Origin of the sequence: Sulfurimonas sp. RIFOXYD2_FULL_34_21 (assembly GCF_001830805.1) — a bacterium.
Lineage (GTDB): Bacteria > Campylobacterota > Campylobacteria > Campylobacterales > Sulfurimonadaceae > Sulfurimonas.
Genome location: NZ_MICH01000005.1, coordinates 1 through 17,780 on the forward strand (window position 1 = coordinate 1; position 17,780 = coordinate 17,780).

The window sequence follows — 17,780 nt, forward strand, 5'->3', positions numbered from 1 at the left end:
TACTACAAATCATCAATAATTTTTTTACAACTTTAAGCTATCTCTTTACTTTTATTAACGACTTTTTTCTGTTTTTTAATTGCTTCTTTACTGTTTAACAATTGAGAATGTGGTATTATTTTATATATTATTTTAGGATGTTATATGAAAAACTATATTAAAAATCAAATTAGAAAATCTTATGAAACTAAACAAGCTATTTATGATAATGAAGAGTTATTGAGTAAAATAGAAGAGGTCTCTAAACTTTGTGTAAGGCTATATAAAGGCTCTAATAAAACTATACTAGCAGGTAACGGAGGTAGTGCAGCCGACGCTCAACATATAGCAGCCGAGCTTGTTGGTAGATATGGATTTGATAGACCTTCACTACCTTCTTTATCTCTAACAACAGATACATCAAATTTAACAGCAATAGGAAATGATTACGGTTATGATAAAGTATTTTCAAGACAACTAGAAGGCATGGGTCAAAATGGAGATATTTTTATAGGTATTTCTACCTCCGGTAATTCAAAAAATATAGTTAATGCATTTGAAGTTGCTAAACAAAAAGGCATAACAACAGTTGCTTTAGTCGGTCGTGATGGTGGTGAAATGGCTAAAATCGCTGATATTTCACTGATTGTTCCATCAGACTCAACTCCAAGAATACAAGAATCTCATATATTGATTGGACATATAATTTGTGATATCATAGAAAAAGAGATTTTTGGTGATGGTGTTAATTAGTTTCTTATGAATAAAGCACTATTTTTAGACCGTGACGGTGTAGTAAATGTTGAAATAAATTATCTTCATAAAATTGAAGATTTTGAATTTATTAACGGCATAATAAATCTTTGCAAATATTATCAAAATAACGGTTATATTATTATTATCGTAACTAATCAATCAGGTATTGATAGAGGTTATTACGATGAGTGTGATTTTAATATTTTAACTTCATGGATGATTAATGAATTTGCAAAGTATAATGTTAATATAAAAAAAGTTTATTTTTGTCCTCATCACCCTGACATATCCGGTACATGTAGCTGTAGAAAACCGGAATCAGGAATGTTTTTAGAAGCAGCAAAAGAGTTTGATATCGATTTTAAGAACTCGATTTTAATAGGTGATAAAGAGAGCGATATTGAGGCTGCAATAAAAGCAGGAGTTAGCAAGACGTATCTGTTTGATGAAAAAAATATAGTTAAAAAATCAAAAGCTACAAAAATAGTTTCAAAATTAGAGGATATTTACAGTGTTAATACTAAATAGCGGCGGTACTTTTAATAAAAAATATAATAAATTAAACGGTGAATTAGAAGTTCCATATGACAATTCAGCAATAGAGAGAATTTTACAAAGTGTAGATTCTAAATTTGATATAGCAGGTCTTATTTATAAAGATAGTTTAGATATGACAATGAGTGATAGAAAAGTTCTAGCAAGTGTTATTATGGAGTCAAATGATGATACTTTTATAATTGTTCATGGAACGGATACAATGCATCTCAGTGCAGAGTTCTTGGCTGAAATTTTTGATGATAGAAAAATAGTATTTGTAGGTGCCATGAATCCTTTCGAGATAGATAACGTAGAAGCTAGTTTAAATTTAGGAATGGCAATCGGATTTGCAAGAGGTACCAGTGAATTTGGTGTTTATATATGTATGAGCGGATATATTGAATCATGGAATAAAATAGAAAAAAATACTAAATTTGGAAAGTTTGAAGTTGTCTAATAAAGTAGCATGCTCACATTGTCATTTAGAGTTTGATTCATCAATAATGATTAAAGATGAATCAAACTACTTTTGTTGTAGTGGTTGTCAAGGAGTCTTTCATCTCTTGTGTGATGAGGGTCTTGATAGTTTTTATAAAAAAAGTAATAATGTAGTGTTGTCTCCTATTTCTAAAACTTTTGAAGACTCTTCAAATTTTGACACACCATCTTTTTATGAAAAATTTGTAGAGACAAATAGTGATGGATTTAGTAAAGTATCTTTAATTATAGAGGGGATTCACTGCTCGGCTTGTGTGTGGCTAAATGAAAAAGCTCTTCATAAAATGGATGGAGTAATAGAAGCTGATATAAATTTCACAAACAACAAAGCAACGATTGTATGGTCAGATGATGTTGTAAAATTATCAAAAATTATAAATATGATTCGTTCTATCGGATACAATGCTTTTGCTTATGACTCTTTGGCTCAAGAGACACATGCTAATAAAGAGAGAAAGTCGTACTACTTGAAAATGGCAGTTGCTATTTTTGCTTCAATGAATATTATGTGGATAGCTGTTGCTCAGTATGCAGGATATTTTAGCGGAATTACTCAAGATGTAAAAACAGTACTAAATATTGCAGAGGGTATTTTAGCAACTCCTGTACTTTTTTACAGCGGTTTGGTTTTTTTTAGAGGTGCTTACTATGCTCTAAAAACTAAAATAGTAAACATGGATTTGCTTGTAGCAACAGGTGCCGCTTTAACCTATTTTTATTCTATATATATAACATTAATGCAAAGCGGTGAAGCCTATTTTGACTCTGTAAGTATGATTATTACTTTTGTTTTAATAGGCAAGTTCTTAGAAGTATTAAGTAAAAAGAATGCTGCTGATACACTTGATATGATTACAAAAAATATTCCGAGTGAAGTAAAAATTGTTAAAGACGGCAATATAGCTACATGTAAGCTTAATGATGTTCGACAAGGAGATATTGTAGTAGTCTCTTCAGGAGAAAAAGTTTTACTTGACGGAGAGATAGTTAAAGGTAGCGGTTCGTTTGATGAAGCAAATTTAACCGGAGAGAGTGAACCGATATATAAAAATGTCGGAATGAGCGTAATAAGCGGAACTACAAGTATAGATGCAGATATTCATTTTATCGCTACAAAAGATTTTAAGCACTCAACACTTTCAAATATTGTTACACTTTTAGAATCAGCTATAAATAAAAAACCAAAGATTCAGCAGATGGCCAACAAACTATCTGAATATTTTTCATCCATTATACTTTTCTTGTCAATTTTTACTTTTGCTTTGTGGTGGTTTCAAACAAACAGCTTTGATATCTCTTTTATGATTGCGGTATCGGTTATTATAATAGCATGTCCATGTGCATTAGCTCTTGCTACTCCTGTTGCAACATTGGTGGGACTTAGTTTGGGTGCTTCAAGAGGAATACTTTTTAAAGAAGCGGCAGGACTTGAAACAATGGCAAAAGTTGACACTCTTATTTTGGATAAGACTGGAACTATTACAATAGGAAAACCTGAGGTAATAAAGGAGCATATTTATGATGAGTTTGATAAAAAGCTTCTATATTCACTTTTAAAATTATCAAATCACCCTGTGGCAAAAGGAGTGTCGAAATATCTTGAAAAGGAGAATGAAAATATAGTTGCTGAGATACTGGATGAATTTACCCAAATTTCTGCACAAGGTATAAAAGCTAAAGTAAGAGAGATAAATCTGCTTGGCGGCAATATAAAACTACTAAATGAAAATAGTATTGAGACAACATTTTTGAGTGAAAACACTATTTTTTATTTTGCAATAGATAATAAATTAGCGGCAATATATGAATTAACCGATAAAATTAAAGATGGTGTGTCAGAGTTAGTTGAAGATATGAAAAAAATGAGTATAGATGTGGTGATGCTCACTGGCGACAACAGCCGTATGGCAAATAAAGTTGCTTCAAGTGTAGGTATTAAAGATTTTATTTATGAACAAACTCCACAAAGTAAAGCTGATTATATAACTCACCTCCATGAAAAAAATAAGATAGTTGTAATGGTTGGAGACGGCATTAACGATATTTTGGCATTGGCTCGTTCCGATATAGGCATTGTTATGGGAAGCGGAAGTGATATTGCAGTTAAAGTAGGAGATGTTGTTCTTTTAGACGATAGTATGAAGTCATTAAAAGATGCTTTTAAAATAAGCCGTACAACATTTGGTTTAATTAAACAAAACCTTGTTATATCAATAGTATATAATGCTATAACTATACCTTTGGCAATGGCTGGATATATTATACCTTTGATAGCAGCTATATCGATGTCTTTAAGTTCGCTTTTGGTTGTAGGAAACTCTATGCGTATTCGCAATAAATGGAATAAGGATTAAGTATGGATACTTGGGTAATTGCAATGATGCTTGGGGCATCTGTATTTTTAGGAGCAATAGCACTATTTGCTTTTTTATGGGCAATTAAAAGTGGGCAGTTTGACGATGAAGAGAAGTTTTTAAATGCTGCTAAATATGACGGTGAAGATGAGTTAAACGATGCAATAAAGCAAGAGCAGAAAAAAGAAGTTTTGAAAAAAAGATATAAGCCAGAATAAAATAGTTTAGTTGAAGAGTTAATCGCCCAAAGAGGGCAATTAAGGTAAATTATTTACCGATAGTTTGTGCGAATGCGTCTAAATCAGCATCTGAGTATTTTGCCACTTGACCTTTCATAAGACCTTTCATTGGTCCGCCGTAAGTACCTGCTTTATAACCTTTAAGTGCAGTAGCTATATCAGCATGAGTCATTTCAGCGACATTTTTAGATTTACCTAAAGCAGCTTTACTCCAATCAGCTCCATGGCATCCTTGACAGGCACCAGCTTCTACACCAGCCATTAAAGCAGTAGTTGCAGTTAAAGCAACGATTGATAAAACAATTTTTTTCATATTTTTTTCCTTGATTTTTTTTTATTTTCAGGCAAATTATAGTGATTTTACTCTTAAATACATGTTAATAGTTTATCTGTTATCATTTTGTTAAATAAACTATACTATATGACAAAATAGTGACAATAATGGCGGTAAAATGAGATATATAGATGATGATTTAAATAACAAAACAGTTTTAATTACAGGCGGTGCAGGTTTTATAGGTTCAAATTTGGCATTTTATTTTCAAGAGAATCATCCCGAGGCTAAAATAGTAGTTCTGGACAGTTTTAGAAGTAAAGAAACGCTCTCAAACGGGAATCTGAAAAGCTTTGGACATTTTAAAAATATAATCGGTTTTAAGGGTGAAGTAATAAGCGGTAATATCAATGACAAAGAGTTACTTCTTAGTTTAGAATTAAATTATAAATTTGATTATATTTTTCATGAAGCAGCTATTTCTGATACTACCGCACTAGAACAAGATTTGATGATAAGAACAAATGTTAATGCTTATAAAGATTTGCTTGAGTTAGCTATAAAACATGGGGCAAATATGATTTATGCTTCATCGGCGGCAACTTACGGCAGTGCTGCTTCACCGCAAAGAGTCGGACGCGAATCACCGCAAAATGTTTATGGTTTTTCAAAGCTTTGTATGGATAATTTAAGCCGTGAGTATATGAAAGAAAGCGATATATCAATAGTGGGGCTTAGATATTTTAATGTTTATGGACCAAGAGAGTACTTTAAAAACACTACTGCTTCAATGATTTTGCAGTTTGGACATCAGTTATTAGCCGGTAAAAATCCTCGTCTTTTTGAACATAGCGATAAAATACTTAGAGATTTTATATATATAGAAGATATAATTCAAGCCAATATTAAAGCTATGAATCCTAAAGAGAGCGGTATCTTTAATGTGGGAACCGGTAAAGCTAGAAGTTTTCAAGATATAGTTGATATCCTTCAAAAAGAGCTTGGCACTTCTTTAACATGTGAATATATACCAAATCCATACATCGGAAGTTATCAGTTCCATACAGAAGCTGATATAGAATCAACTAAAGAGATATTGGGATACGAGCCGAGATTTGAGATGGAAGACGGAATAAAAGCTTATATAAGTGAAATTAAGAGAATGTATGAAGAAGAAGTAAAATAATGAAAATACTTAAAAAATTTTCCCCAAATATTTTAGTAATCGGCGATTTGATGATAGACCATTATCTGTGGGGAAGCTGTGAGAGAATATCTCCAGAAGCTCCGGTTCAGGTTGTCGATATTGCCAAAGAGACTACTGTTCTTGGCGGTGCAGGAAATGTTATAAACAACCTTAGAGTTCTTGGTGCAAAAGTAAGTGTAGGAAGTGTTATAGGAGATGATGATAACGGTGTAGAGCTTATTGACATGTTAAAAAAGATAGATGTGCAAACAGATAATATAGTAACTCAAAAAAATAGAAAAACATCCAAAAAAAGCCGTGTTATAGCAAGTTCGCAACAAGTTTTAAGATATGACAAAGAGAGCAAGGATGAGATTTCAAACGTTGCTGCACAAGAGATTTTAAACTCTTTAAAGAGTGAAATTTGCAACTATGATGCAGTTATACTTTCAGACTATGGAAAAGGCGTTTTAACTCAAGAATTATGCCAAAGCGTTATAGAGCTTTGCAATAAAGAGGGCGTGAAAGTTTTGGTTGACCCAAAGGGGAGCGACTACAGCAAATACAAAGGTGCATATCTATTAACGCCTAATAAAAAAGAGGCTATACTTGCAACTAAAATAGATATAAAAGATAAAGAGTCCCTAGAAAAAGCACTGTTAAAGTTAAAGCAGGATTGCAATTTGGCTATATCAATGATTACACTCTCAGAAGACGGTATCGCTACTTATGATGATGAGATGAAGATTTTTCCAACCGTTGCAAAAGAGGTTTTTGATGTAACAGGTGCAGGAGATACCGTTATAGCCTCGATAGCATTTGCTCTAAGTGCCGGTAAAAGTATAGAAGAAGCAGCGGCATTTGCAAATCTTGCAGCTGGTGTAGTGGTTGGGAAAATCGGCTCGGCTACGGTTACTCTTGATGAGATTGAAGAGTATGAAGCAAGCTTGCATAAAAGTACTTCCGATGCTCATATAAAAAGTTTTAAAGATATAGAAGCAGTAGTTGAGAGATATAGAAAAAGCGGCAAGAAAATTGTATTTACAAACGGCTGTTTTGATATCTTACATGTAGGACATGTAAAGTATCTTCAAGAAGCAAAAAGTTTTGGAGATGTGCTTATAGTAGGACTTAATTCCGATGCTTCCGTTTCAAGGTTAAAAGGTCCGACGCGTCCGGTGAATATTGCAGAGGATAGAGCTTATCTTTTAGCCGCTCTTGAAGCGGTTGATTTTGTCGTACCTTTTGAAGATGATACTCCTTATGAACTTATAAAAATGATACAGCCAGATACGCTTGTAAAAGGCGGAGATTATGAGGGTAAAGAGGTAGTCGGAACAGAATTTGCGGGTGAGCTAAAGCTTGTTAATTTTGTAGATGGAAAGAGTACTACAAAAACGATTCAAAAGATACAGGGCTGTTAAATATTTAACTCTTTGACTGCCTCTATGACTTCATGTGCCGTTATGCTTTTCATACACTCATGATGTCCTAGAGGACACTCTCTTCTCATACACGGAGCACACTCCATGTCATGTCTTACGATAGTGCTCTTTTCGTTCATCCACTGTGAAGTCTCAGTATGTTTTGTAGGACCGAAGATTGAAACGCTAGGAACGCCATAAGCCGCCGCTACGTGCATAGGTCCGCTATCGTTTGTAACAAAAAGCGAACAACCGCCAATATAGGAACATAGCTCTTTTATGCTTGTTTTTCCTGCTAGATTTGTGTAGTTTGTTACATGTGAAGATTTAAGATGTGACTCTATCTCATTTGCCATCTCTACTTCATTTGGTCCGCCGAAAATTATTATCTCATATCTGTCGCTAAACTCACGCGCTACTTCGGCAAATCTTTGTGGATACCATCTTTTCGCACTTCCGTAAGTTGCCCCCGCATTTATGCCCATAGTCGGTTTTTCAAATTTTTTAGGTTCAATATATAAGCGCAGATTAGGGGTGATTTTATTCCATTCATCCGTGTTTATCATTGCAAGCTCGGCATATTGCATAGAGAGATGTTTGTCCGCTTTTATAGCAGGTGTATGAGAAAGCAGGAACATTGAGTGCCATGATTTTTTGGCTACGCTAAAAAAAGTTCCCGTTAGTTTTAAAAGCAAAGATGAGTGTATCTGATTTCTAAAAGAGATTGCCATGTCAAAACTGCCTAACTTTTTCGCTAAATCATAAGTCGCTTTGATTCTGCTCTTTGCTTTTTTTGTCTCATCAACTACCGCATTTTTACAAAGAGGATGATATTTCAGCGCTTCAATGGACACATAACTGCCTACAAAAGTAAATTTTGCATTTGGATAGTATGAGGCTAAAAGCTCAATAGCGGGAGTTGCCATAACGGCATCACCCAGCCAGTTTGGTAAAATTATAAGTATTTTCATAGTGGAATTATATCGCGTCTTTTATGAAGATATACAGAGGAGATGAAGCTACATGTAGAGTCTCTTCTTTTATGCTCTTGCCGCTGCTAGAGCAAACAGTGAAATAATCTTCATTTTTTAGCGTTGTCGGACGCACAGACCAGTGAATTTGAAGTAATTTTTCATCGACTAAAAACTGAAGGATATAGTACCCGCGTTTTATATCAAGCCGTAAAAATTGAGAGTTTTTTAGAGTTTGCACCATAAATTTATATACTTCAAACGCCTCTCTTTTTCTTATGCCTTCTCTGTTGTCAATCAACCCGTATCCCGGTGCAATCAGTTGATGCCACGATACGCTGTCAACCTGTTGTGACGCAAGAGAGAGAAGATAGTATCTTAACATGTAATGGGCATAAAGCTCTTCGCTTACACATTCATGCTCGCTTGTGGGAGCATAAGGTGCGGTGTTGCTTATAGGCCAATTTGTCTCCGTCACATGTAGTTCATGTACGCTTTTTGGACTGAGCCAAACCATAGTGCTAAGAAGTGCTATTTTATCTTGCAGATTAAAACCCATCTGCATATTTTCAGGAGCACCCCGTCTATCCACATAAAGGAGTGAAGATATAGCATCATAACGGTACTTAAAAAGATTAAAAAGTGTATGTGCGCTAAAGTGGTACTCAAAGTCTATAACTCCGCCCCCTATTAGCTTTACATGTGAAAATTTTGAGACTTTTAAATCATAGGCAACCTGAAAAAAACGGTTAAACTCATCGACGCTGAAAAATCCCCATTTTGCCCTGTTTATGGTTGAGCCGATTTCAAAAATATCTACATGTTGATTTAGTGAGGTAAAAATTGTCTCTAAATCTCTTTTTAAAAGTGACAAATCTTCTACATGTTCTCTGTCTTGAAGAATTTTTAGCGTTACTTTTTTATCTTTACATAAAAAAATAAAATCTTTTAATAGCGGGAGTTTGTCCATTTCCCAAAGTTTTATGCGCAGCAGAATTCTATTTACGCCAAGCTCTTCTATCATCTTAAGAGTCTCATTTGGATTGCGCTCAAAATCAACGCCTATGCAGAAAAAATCATTTGAGTTTATCTTTTTCCTTTTGACAAAAGGCGTCATGACGATTGAGAGAGGCAGAATAAAAAGTGAGATAATAAAAGTTTTTAAAAGTGAGCCGATTTGGCTTTTTCTCATCTTTTTTTTATATACTTTGTCTTGTAACGGATATGGCTGGTCGGAATAATTATCCCATCTGTACGGTTCTTTCATAAGGCGAATTATAACCATTTTAAGATAAAATACTTCATGCATAATTTAAATAAAATCATAATATCTCTTTTACTTTTTACACTCTCATTGAGTGCATTGACGCTTCAAAAAGCAAACAGCTATACAGACCAAAATATAAGCGGCCGGGTAATGTCTGAAAAACTTGACGGAGTAAGAGCATATTGGGACGGTAAATCTCTATTTACGAGACAAGGCAAGATTATAAATGCTCCAAAATATTTTACGCAAAAATTCCCGTCGTTTGAACTTGACGGCGAACTTTGGACAAAGAGAGGAGATTTTGAAAATATCCAGTCCATAGTTATGGATAAAACTCCGACTAAAAAATGGAGCGAGATAAAATATATGATTTTTGAAGCTCCTCATGCCAAGGGCAATTTTTTACAGCGACTCCAAAAAGCAAGAGTACATGTAGAAAAAAACAATCTTTTACATGTAGAGATAATAGAGCAAAAAGTCTGTAATTCAAAAGAGGAGTTAGATTCTTTTAAAAAAACTGTTTTATCGCTAGGCGGCGAGGGCGTGATGCTAAAAGATGCCTCAAAAGAGTATTTTGAGGGCAGAAGCGATTATCTGTTAAAGGTAAAAGAAGCAGATGATATGGAAGCAAAAGTGATTGGTTATAAAGAAGGAAAAGGTAAATTTGAGGGTTTTATGGGAAGCTTACATGTAAAGCTTGAAAACGGTACAGATTTTTTTATAGGAAGCGGATTTAGCGATGAGATAAGAAAAAATCCGCCAAAAATAGGCACTATAGTAACTTTTAAATATTACGGTTTTACAAACGGCGGCAAACCTAAATTTGCTTCATTTATGAGAGTGAGAGAAGATTGATGAATATTCTTGTAGTTCGTAATGATAAGCTAGGCGATTTTATAACGGCACTTCCTGCGGTATATGTTTTAAAACAGCATAATCCAAATAACAGGGTTGTCGTATGTGTCGCTCCACTAAACAGAGCTTTGGCAGAAGCTTGCGATTTTATAGATGAGGTTATAGTTGATAACGGCGGCACTGTTTTTGAACTTGCAAAAAAACTGCAAAACGCAAAGATTGATGTGTCTATTACCCTTTTTTCAAATACCCGTGTAGCTCTTGCACAGTTTTTGGCAGGGATTCCAAAAAGGATAGCGCCTGCGACTAAAATAGCTCAAATCTTTTACAATAAAAGAGTGGTGCAAAGAAGAAGCAAAGTAGAGATGGCGGAGTTTGAGTACAACTTAGAACTTACGCGCGCGCTCTTTAACGATATAAGTTTGGAGTATAAAAAACCGCTCTTAGCGTTTAGCGATGCAAAGAAGATATATGAGGTTTTTTGTCTAAACAACGACATAGAAAAAGAGGTTGTTGCTTTTCATGTAGGATTCGGGGGCTCAAGCGATGCAAACTGGAATCTTGACGAGTATGAGATTTTAATTCGTGAAGTTATAAAACAAGACAAGTATCAAGTAGTTTTAACCTTTGGACCCGATGAAAAAGAGCTATATGAAGAGATGCAAAAGAGGCTCTATGATGTCAATGCAGTTTTCTATCTCTCGCTTGAAGGATTGGTTTACTTTGCAAAATTAGTAAGCAATTTTAAACTTTTTATCTCAACTTCAACGGGAACATATCATGTAGCTTCTCTTGTAGGAACACCGACCATGACATTTTTTGCGGATTCGCTTTTTGCAAGTGCTGCAAGATGGAAGAGCGTTGGAGATATAAAGCTTCAAAAACACTACATGATACCGAGTGAGAAAGAAAAAAAGGATGAGTTGTTTGAAGAGGTAAAGAGAGAATTATCCCGTCTTTAGTGAGCCCAGCTGATATCTTCTTTTACTATTTTTGCAGGGTTTCCGACGGCTATGGAGTTTTTGGGAATTGATTTTGTCAAAACTGAAGATATGCCTACAACCGAGTTGCTTCCTATCTCTACGCCTTTTAAAATTACTACATCATCCGCTATCCATACTTTAGTACCGAGCGTAATATCTTTTGCAGAGTTTATGATTTTACCGTCTTGAAAAATCGGGTGACCGTCTGAGGTCATAAGTTTTGCATTTCTGCTTAACATGCAATCATTGCCGATAGTAAGTGTTATATTTTTTTCTTTTGCACTTAAGTAACAGCCCTCACCGATAATGGAGTTTTTGCCTATAATGATAGTGCAATTGTCTCCGACTATCTCCAAAAATGAGCCGTTTATTTTTGCACCCTCTTTTACATGTAGAGTATTATTGTCGCCTTTTATGACTATTTTTGTTTTTGATATCTTTATTTGATGTTCAACTAAGATTTTGTTGTTTTTTCCGCTAACTTTTATCTTGTTTTTTAATTTTTGTATAAAACTTAACTGATTCACTTTTTTTCTCTGTTAAGCTCGTAAAGCTTTATGTATTTGTAAAAGTTTGTAGCCATGTGCGAAAATGCAATAACCAGTCCTGCGTAACCGTCCAAAAATCCTCTTTTTAAAAAATATGTTTTGAAAAATGAGAAGAGGGCATTAAAAAAAGCCTTTGTTGGGGATGAGGTTTTTTTGCCGACATTATCATTTGCAAAGATACTGGAGTAACGGTCAAGTTTGATTATAAAATCGGTTATGGTAGAGTATGGGTAGTGCAAAACAGAACCGCTGATTTGAGCTACATGAAAACCTTTTTCTATAACTTTTTCATGTACTTTTTCATCTGTAAAAGCAGTTTTTGTTTTGTTAAAAAGGCGTACTATTATGTCATTTCCCCAACAGTGTTTTACATGTACGTTTTTATAGTAGTTTTGTCTGAGAATCGTATATATATTTTTTTCATCCAATTGAAGTTTTGAGAGATTTTCTACAAACTCATCGGATAGTACTTCATCCGCATCAAGTGATAAAACCCACTCATTTTTAGCAAAAGAGGCAGCGCGGTTTTTTGTCTCTCCAAAACCAAAAAATTCGCCTTGAACAAGATTTACATTTAAGTATTTTTTTGCAATCTCTAAAGTTGTATCGGTTGAACCGTTGTCGTAAACTACAACATCACTAAAAGATTTGAGAGATTCAAGAGTAGGTATTATAGTAGAAGCCGCGTCTTTTGCGATGATAACGCATGAGATATTTTCAATCAACTACCGCTTCCCCCCGTAATCTTTTTTTTGCATTTTTTCTGTCTTTATGAGCTTGTGAGTACTTTAGCGCTATTTTAACACAACTTGACTCATCCGATTTTGATAATTTTGCATACTCTTTTACAATAGTCTCTAAATCTTCATCTTTTGCCCAGAGTTTAGAGAAGTTTTTGAGTCTCTCATCTAAGTTTAGAGTCTTAAATTCCATTCTGTTTATATCTACTATTTTAAAAATGTAGCCTTCATCCTCTTTTTTTATAAGTATATTACCAGGAGAGTAATCAAGATGAAAAATGCCCTCTTCATGCAGTTTGAATGTAAACTCTGCAAAGGCTTTAAATAAGTTCTCTTTGTCTAAAAAATTTGTGTTTATAAGAGGTTCTCGTATAGTAAAGTCATACTCGAAGTTTTCGCTTACAAAGTAGCTCTTGCTAAGCAGTCCAAATTTTTTAAACTCTATATAGCCTATTGGTTTTGGTACAAAGCCGATTATTTTTATGCTGTTTTGGTATGACTTTTTTGCTTTTGAGTCTCTAAAAAAAGAATAGAGAATTTTATTTATAATATTTGGAATTTTAAAAGATTTTACAACAAGATTTTCGGAATGAAACTCTATGGTTTTTATCTCGTTTCTTGCTTTATGTATGGAGTTGTGCGAGATATCAAAATACTCTTTTATATCTTTTAACAGCTCATTATATCTGTCGTGAATTGATTCAAATCTCATGTTCTATCCTGCTTTGTGCTATAAAAATTCCGCTAAAGATGGCAAAAAATGCCATCGGGAATTGCTCATGAAACATAGTTTCTACTAAAGACGATATAGAGTAAACGCTTACAAAAACAATCATCAAGTTAAAATAAAATTTATCTTTTATACTGAGTTTTAAAAGATTATAAAAAATACTCAAATATAAAACAAGACCTATTAATCCCAGATGAACAGCCGTTTGAACATAAAAGTTATGATAGCTCGGCATTATTTTAGCACACTCCATATTTGGATGCTCGTTTGTTATACTCTCTTTTAGCGCCTGCATATCATTGGTGATTCCTATGCCTAAAATAGGGTTATCTGAGAAAATCTCGCCGCCTATTTGCCAAACGGCAAGTCTCAGCCCTATTGAGGAGCAGTAATCATCTTTTGATATGATTTTTGTGATGTCAGAGAACCCGACTTCCACTCTTGCTTTAAAATTCGGGCTAATCGTATATGAGATAAAAAATATTGATAAAAGCAGAGTAAGCATCCCAAAAAAAGCTAAAAACTTGTTTTTAACATGTAAAAATCCTACTACAAACAAAGAGACTGCAAATGCCGCTTGACCTGTTCTTCCTGCGTTTAAAAAGAGGTTTGCGGTTGTTGTTATAAAAAATAGTGCATAGGCTATTTTTAGATTTAAGCTTTTTTCGTAAAATATTCTGCTTAAGAGAAGCAATGAAGTAAAAGCCAAAAACATAGAGTATTGAGGATGATTCATAAAAGGATTTGGAAAAGCTACTGTTGCATTTTTAAAACTCCATAGTTCAAAAAATACGCCGTATGAGATAAGTTCGCTAATAAACATACCCGCTAAAAATGCAGAAATTCCGTAGTTAAGATATTTTTTTTCTACCGTAGTCGCTATGACTATTGCGGTTAAAAAATACCAATATTTTCTTATGTAATGAAGCCCGCCAAAAGGTTCTTGCGACCAGAATAAAGAAATCAAGCTAAAGGCGACAAACAGCACTAAAGAGATAATAACTTTATTTGATTTTAAAAACTCTATTTTGTTTTTAAAGCCATCGCTAAATAGCCACAAAACAAATAAAAGAGCTGTTAATATCGAGATACCGCCTCTTGAAATCGGGAGTAAAAAAGCATAAATAACAAATAGGTAGTTTATATATTTATTCATTTTCGTCTTTAAGCAGAGACTCAAAATACTCTATATATTTTTTGGCAGTTGTTTTATGAGATAGTTTGTCATTTATAATATCTTTTGCATGAGCCGTTAATCTCTCTAATGTTGCAGGGTTGTCATGTAACTCTCTTATCTTCTTTGCTATTGACGAGGCATCTTTTATAGGAACTATAAAGCCGTTTACTCCGTCTTCTATTATCTCCAAAGAGCTTTCGTTCGCAGATGCGATTACGGGAACACCGCTTGCAAGGGATTCTAGTATTACACGAGGCAGTCCCTCTTTTCTGGTTGATGCGTGAATCAAAACATCACAAGCAGCAATGATTTGAGGAACATCTTTTCTGTGTCCAGTTACATGTATTCTCTCACTCATACCGCTTTTTTTTATCTCCGAGAGGTACGGCTCTTGTGAGATTTTATCGCCTATAAGCAGAATATGCAAATCTTTTATATCCGCTAACTCATGAGCCGCTTTTACTACGTATATCAAACCTTTGTGAGGTCTTACGTTTGCAACAAAAGCTACATTGAAATTGTTTTGGTTAGTTCCAAACTGTTCCAGATTGGCAGGAGCTTGGTCATACCATAAAGTATCATGTCCTTTGTAAATAGTTACAACTTTTTTATTTTTTGAAAAGACCTGTTTTTTTACATGTTGCGTCACTGCTTCGGAGACGCAGATAACACCGTCAACTCTCGGATTTAGTGCATTTAGATATGAACTTGGGTCATGTCTGTATAAGCCGCCGGTTGTTCCTCTGTAAGTTACTAGTTTTACATCCGTGCCGATGCAGGCTATGATAGCATTTGATATTGTTCTCGAGTTTGTAGCATAAACAATTTGTATATTTTTTTCTTTTATAACTTTTTTTACTAAAGAGATGATTTTAAAATCTATTTTTTTGCGATACACGGCATCTATAACTTCAACTTTGCTCTCTTGAAATCTAGGCGCATAAGCACTCTCTTTTTCGCTGAGTAGTGTTATGCTATGTCCTGCTTTTGCCAAAGATACATAAATCTCCAGTTCGGGACGCACGCTGTTAAAAGAGTCGTTTGATGAGGTCAATATTAGTATGTTCATAATTTTAAAATGCTATCAAAAAGTTACTTACAAGCATATTTTTTCAGCTCTTTTGCTATTTTTACTATTTTCTCGGATTCTATCTCTTGTATTGAGAAATCGTTTTTATTGAGTTTGTAGTGGTTAACTTCACTATCTGATTTTACGACCTTGTTTATCGGCGTAACATATACGCGGTTTGTCGGAGTAGGTCCAAAAATTGTGATAGAGGGAACATTCAGTCCCCATGCCATATGAGTAGGTCCTGTGTCGTTTCCTATAAGCAATGAGCATTTTGAGATAACGTACTTTAGCTCATCTAGCGAGCCGCGAGGAAGTACATGTAGATACTTGGAGTTGTCTTGCATCCAGAGTGCCTTTAGATGTTCTTCTTCGCTTCCCCAGACTATAAAAGTCTGCACGCCTAGAGCTTCTGCAATTTTTACAAACTTCTCTTTTGGGTAGTTTCTGCTCTCCCACGTAGAGCCTATGACGAAAAGGTTAAAAATTTCAGGCAGATTTTTTACATGTGAAGAAGAAAACAAAAAAGCATCTTTATTTATAATCATTTGGTTGGTGACTTTTATACCCAGAGGTTCGCAGATAACGGTTGCATTTCGCTCAATCGTGTTTGCATCATAAGCAATACTTACTTTTTTGTCGTAAAAGTATGACGCTATTCCCTCACGGATAGAGTTTTTGTCAAAACCGGCAATGATTTTTGCGCCGATTAGTTTAGAGACTATGGCAGATTTTAAAAGTCCTTGAGCATCGATTACAATGTCATAGTTGTTTTTTGAGTAGCTTTTTACTATTTTGTACTGATTGAAAATTTCGCTTTTTTTCTTTTTTATAGATTTTAGATTTACTTCTAAAATATTATCTATATGCGGATTGTTTTTTAAAACACCTGCAAAACTGCTCTCAACTACCCAGTCTATTTGAGCATCAGGAAACTTTTGCTTTATAAATTGCAGAGCTACCATAGCGTGAATTATATCGCCCATTGCGGAGAGTTTTACTATGCATATTTTCATTGTTTAAATCTTTTCTATCAAATCATAAAGTTTTTGCATCTGTGTTTCATGATAAAACTCTCTTTTTGCTTTTTCATAACCTGCCTTTGCCAAAGAGAGTTTTTTTTCAGAGTTATTGTACAGATACTCTATTTTGTCGACTAAATCACTGCTTGTTCTATCAAATAGCAGACCGTTTATGCCCTCATCTATTATCTCTAACGGACCACCGTTGTTTGTTGCGATAACGCATATTTTGTTTATCATTGCTTCAACCACGACAAGACCGAAAGTCTCTTTTTTTGTAGCAAGTACTACGGTGTCGCATAGTTTCATGTGTTCATTTACGTCTTTTGTAAAACCGGTAAAGATTATCTTATCTTGCAAACCTAAATCATCAACGTTTTGTTTTAACTTTTTAAGATATTCTTCATCCATGGTATGCCCGATAATAAGGGCTTTTATATTGAGGTTTTGAAGCTTTTTCATTGCTTCTATAAGCAGAAACTGCCCTTTTTCCTCTTCGATTCTGCCAACCATACCTACTATAAATTCATCTTTTAAATTGTATTTTGATTTTAGTTCTTGAACTTTTTTATCATCGATACTACTCTCTTTTACTCCTAGATAAACAGGCTCGATGGGCGGTCTTATCCTATCTGGAATATATTTTTGCATCTGCTCTTTAACCTGCTTTGAAACCCCGTGGAGCATATCTATATTTTTATAAAGCCATCTGTGATACATGTCGTCTTTAAATCTTGTCATGTTCATGTGTCTTGAGTGAAGAATTTTTGGCTTTTTTTTACTAAGCAGTTTTGCCAAAACAGCTGTTATGATGTCTTTTCCCCAGTGAAAGTGGATAATATCTATATCCTTTTCATCTATAAATTTTGCAAGTTTTAAAGCAGGAATAAAAGGGAAGAGTTTATTTCTTTTTATTGTGAATTTATTTTCATCTTTTATCAGATTATCAAGTTTTGTATTTGGAGCGACTACTATGTAAGAGGCGGTTTTTGTTTTAAAATAGTCATGGCAGTAAAGGGCTGAGAGTTCTAATCCTCCCAGCCCGTGAGCCAGACAAAGTTCAACTATATTTTTCTTTTTCATTAAAACCCGCTACTTAATTATAATGTTTGGATTTTACATAAAATATGATGAAAATCAGATAATGTGAGGGTTATTTCTGTTTTTTGGA

General features: G+C 34.3%; 19 protein-coding genes. 9 read left to right on the top strand and 10 right to left on the bottom strand.

Annotated elements, in window-relative coordinates:
- Nucleotides 1-144 precede the first annotated feature (144 nt).
- The 5 genes from gmhA to ccoS are packed head-to-tail and all read left to right on the top strand — an operon-like array spanning nt 145 to nt 4,342.
- Nucleotides 145-732, top strand: a complete 588-nt coding sequence (gene gmhA, locus A2530_RS02960; RefSeq protein ID WP_294885573.1) for a D-sedoheptulose 7-phosphate isomerase — start codon at nt 145-147, stop codon at nt 730-732.
- 6 nt (nt 733-738) lie between these two features.
- Nucleotides 739-1,263, top strand: coding sequence for a D-glycero-beta-D-manno-heptose 1,7-bisphosphate 7-phosphatase (gene gmhB / locus A2530_RS02965; protein WP_294885574.1), 525 nt, complete (start codon nt 739-741; stop codon nt 1,261-1,263).
- On the top strand, nt 1,247-1,729 hold the full coding sequence (locus A2530_RS02970; protein ID WP_294885575.1) for an asparaginase domain-containing protein: 483 nt from the start codon (nt 1,247-1,249) through the stop codon (nt 1,727-1,729). The genes gmhB and A2530_RS02970 overlap by 17 nt, the downstream gene beginning before the upstream one ends.
- Nucleotides 1,722-4,124 carry a heavy metal translocating P-type ATPase gene (locus A2530_RS02975; RefSeq protein WP_294885577.1) on the top strand — a complete coding sequence of 801 codons (2,403 nt, stop codon included), beginning with the start codon at nt 1,722-1,724 and terminating at the stop codon, nt 4,122-4,124. The genes A2530_RS02970 and A2530_RS02975 overlap by 8 nt, the downstream gene beginning before the upstream one ends.
- Nucleotides 4,125-4,126: 2 nt before the next feature.
- Nucleotides 4,127-4,342, top strand: a complete 216-nt coding sequence (gene ccoS, locus A2530_RS02980) for a cbb3-type cytochrome oxidase assembly protein CcoS (protein WP_294885579.1) — start codon at nt 4,127-4,129, stop codon at nt 4,340-4,342.
- Nucleotides 4,343-4,391: 49 nt separating this feature from the next.
- On the opposite strand, the gene A2530_RS02985 is transcribed toward ccoS, so the two are convergent.
- Nucleotides 4,392-4,676, bottom strand: a complete 285-nt coding sequence (locus A2530_RS02985) for a cytochrome C (RefSeq protein ID WP_294885580.1) — start codon at nt 4,674-4,676, stop codon at nt 4,392-4,394.
- Between the two features lie 139 nt (nt 4,677-4,815).
- On the opposite strand from A2530_RS02985, the gene rfaD reads away from it, so the two are divergent.
- Complete coding sequence (gene rfaD, locus A2530_RS02990; protein WP_294885582.1) at nt 4,816-5,823, top strand: ADP-glyceromanno-heptose 6-epimerase; 1,008 nt, start codon at nt 4,816-4,818, stop codon at nt 5,821-5,823.
- Nucleotides 5,823-7,247 carry a D-glycero-beta-D-manno-heptose-7-phosphate kinase gene (rfaE1, locus tag A2530_RS02995; RefSeq protein ID WP_294885583.1) on the top strand — a complete coding sequence of 475 codons (1,425 nt, stop codon included), beginning with the start codon at nt 5,823-5,825 and terminating at the stop codon, nt 7,245-7,247. The genes rfaD and rfaE1 overlap by 1 nt, the downstream gene beginning before the upstream one ends.
- Here the strand turns inward: rfaE1 and waaF are convergent.
- A complete protein-coding gene (gene waaF, locus A2530_RS03000) occupies nt 7,244-8,218 on the bottom strand; it encodes a lipopolysaccharide heptosyltransferase II (protein ID WP_294885585.1) in 975 nt (324 codons plus the stop codon). The two genes, rfaE1 and waaF, sit on opposite strands and share 4 nt — an antisense overlap.
- A gap of 7 nt (nt 8,219-8,225) precedes the next feature.
- Nucleotides 8,226-9,485, bottom strand: coding sequence for a glycosyl hydrolase (locus tag A2530_RS03005; RefSeq protein WP_294885587.1), 1,260 nt, complete (start codon nt 9,483-9,485; stop codon nt 8,226-8,228).
- A gap of 36 nt (nt 9,486-9,521) precedes the next feature.
- Between A2530_RS03005 and A2530_RS03010 the strand changes: the two genes are divergently transcribed.
- Nucleotides 9,522-10,340, top strand: coding sequence for a DNA ligase (locus tag A2530_RS03010; RefSeq protein ID WP_294885588.1), 819 nt, complete (start codon nt 9,522-9,524; stop codon nt 10,338-10,340).
- Nucleotides 10,340-11,302: a glycosyltransferase family 9 protein gene (locus A2530_RS03015; RefSeq protein WP_294885589.1), complete on the top strand. Its 963-nt coding sequence runs from the start codon at nt 10,340-10,342 to the stop codon at nt 11,300-11,302. Before A2530_RS03010 ends, A2530_RS03015 begins: the two co-directional genes overlap by 1 nt.
- On the opposite strand, the gene A2530_RS03020 is transcribed toward A2530_RS03015, so the two are convergent.
- Genes A2530_RS03020 through A2530_RS03050 form a run of 7 tightly spaced genes read right to left on the bottom strand, consistent with a single transcriptional unit; the run spans nt 11,299 to nt 17,692 of the window.
- Entirely contained in the window at nt 11,299-11,850 is a 552-nt protein-coding gene (locus tag A2530_RS03020; protein WP_294885591.1) for an acyltransferase, read from the bottom strand. The genes A2530_RS03015 and A2530_RS03020 overlap by 4 nt on opposite strands.
- Entirely contained in the window at nt 11,847-12,596 is a 750-nt protein-coding gene (locus A2530_RS03025; RefSeq protein ID WP_363114146.1) for a glycosyltransferase family 2 protein, read from the bottom strand. Before A2530_RS03025 ends, A2530_RS03020 begins: the two co-directional genes overlap by 4 nt.
- Nucleotides 12,589-13,323, bottom strand: a complete 735-nt coding sequence (locus A2530_RS03030) for a lipopolysaccharide kinase InaA family protein (RefSeq protein ID WP_294885593.1) — start codon at nt 13,321-13,323, stop codon at nt 12,589-12,591. The genes A2530_RS03025 and A2530_RS03030 overlap by 8 nt, the downstream gene beginning before the upstream one ends.
- Nucleotides 13,313-14,497 carry an O-antigen ligase family protein gene (locus tag A2530_RS03035; RefSeq protein WP_294885594.1) on the bottom strand — a complete coding sequence of 395 codons (1,185 nt, stop codon included), beginning with the start codon at nt 14,495-14,497 and terminating at the stop codon, nt 13,313-13,315. The genes A2530_RS03030 and A2530_RS03035 overlap by 11 nt, the downstream gene beginning before the upstream one ends.
- A complete protein-coding gene (locus A2530_RS03040) occupies nt 14,490-15,587 on the bottom strand; it encodes a glycosyltransferase family 4 protein (RefSeq protein WP_294885596.1) in 1,098 nt (365 codons plus the stop codon). Before A2530_RS03040 ends, A2530_RS03035 begins: the two co-directional genes overlap by 8 nt.
- Nucleotides 15,588-15,610: 23 nt before the next feature.
- Nucleotides 15,611-16,603: a lipopolysaccharide heptosyltransferase I gene (gene waaC, locus A2530_RS03045; protein ID WP_294885598.1), complete on the bottom strand. Its 993-nt coding sequence runs from the start codon at nt 16,601-16,603 to the stop codon at nt 15,611-15,613.
- Nucleotides 16,604-16,606: 3 nt separating this feature from the next.
- Nucleotides 16,607-17,692 carry a glycosyltransferase family 4 protein gene (locus A2530_RS03050; protein WP_294885600.1) on the bottom strand — a complete coding sequence of 362 codons (1,086 nt, stop codon included), beginning with the start codon at nt 17,690-17,692 and terminating at the stop codon, nt 16,607-16,609.
- Between the last annotated feature and the right edge of the window lie 88 nt (nt 17,693-17,780).

Bases quoted from the DNA above. Each gene is read 5' to 3' on its own strand.
- A2530_RS03005 (WP_294885587.1), bottom strand. From the start codon at position 9,485: ATGAAAGAACCGTACAGATGGGATAATTATTCCGACCAGCCATATCCG.
- gmhB (WP_294885574.1), top strand. From the start codon at position 739: ATGAATAAAGCACTATTTTTAGACCGTGACGGTGTAGTAAATGTTGAA.
- waaC (WP_294885598.1), bottom strand. From the start codon at position 16,603: ATGAAAATATGCATAGTAAAACTCTCCGCAATGGGCGATATAATTCAC.
- A2530_RS03015 (WP_294885589.1), top strand. From the start codon at position 10,340: ATGAATATTCTTGTAGTTCGTAATGATAAGCTAGGCGATTTTATAACG.
- rfaD (WP_294885582.1), top strand. From the start codon at position 4,816: ATGAGATATATAGATGATGATTTAAATAACAAAACAGTTTTAATTACA.
- A2530_RS03010 (WP_294885588.1), top strand. From the start codon at position 9,522: ATGCATAATTTAAATAAAATCATAATATCTCTTTTACTTTTTACACTC.
- A2530_RS03035 (WP_294885594.1), bottom strand. From the start codon at position 14,497: ATGAATAAATATATAAACTACCTATTTGTTATTTATGCTTTTTTACTC.
- A2530_RS03030 (WP_294885593.1), bottom strand. From the start codon at position 13,323: ATGAGATTTGAATCAATTCACGACAGATATAATGAGCTGTTAAAAGAT.
- waaF (WP_294885585.1), bottom strand. From the start codon at position 8,218: ATGAAAATACTTATAATTTTACCAAACTGGCTGGGTGATGCCGTTATG.
- ccoS (WP_294885579.1), top strand. From the start codon at position 4,127: ATGGATACTTGGGTAATTGCAATGATGCTTGGGGCATCTGTATTTTTA.
- gmhA (WP_294885573.1), top strand. From the start codon at position 145: ATGAAAAACTATATTAAAAATCAAATTAGAAAATCTTATGAAACTAAA.
- A2530_RS03050 (WP_294885600.1), bottom strand. From the start codon at position 17,692: ATGAAAAAGAAAAATATAGTTGAACTTTGTCTGGCTCACGGGCTGGGA.
- rfaE1 (WP_294885583.1), top strand. From the start codon at position 5,823: ATGAAAATACTTAAAAAATTTTCCCCAAATATTTTAGTAATCGGCGAT.
- A2530_RS02985 (WP_294885580.1), bottom strand. From the start codon at position 4,676: ATGAAAAAAATTGTTTTATCAATCGTTGCTTTAACTGCAACTACTGCT.
- A2530_RS03040 (WP_294885596.1), bottom strand. From the start codon at position 15,587: ATGAACATACTAATATTGACCTCATCAAACGACTCTTTTAACAGCGTG.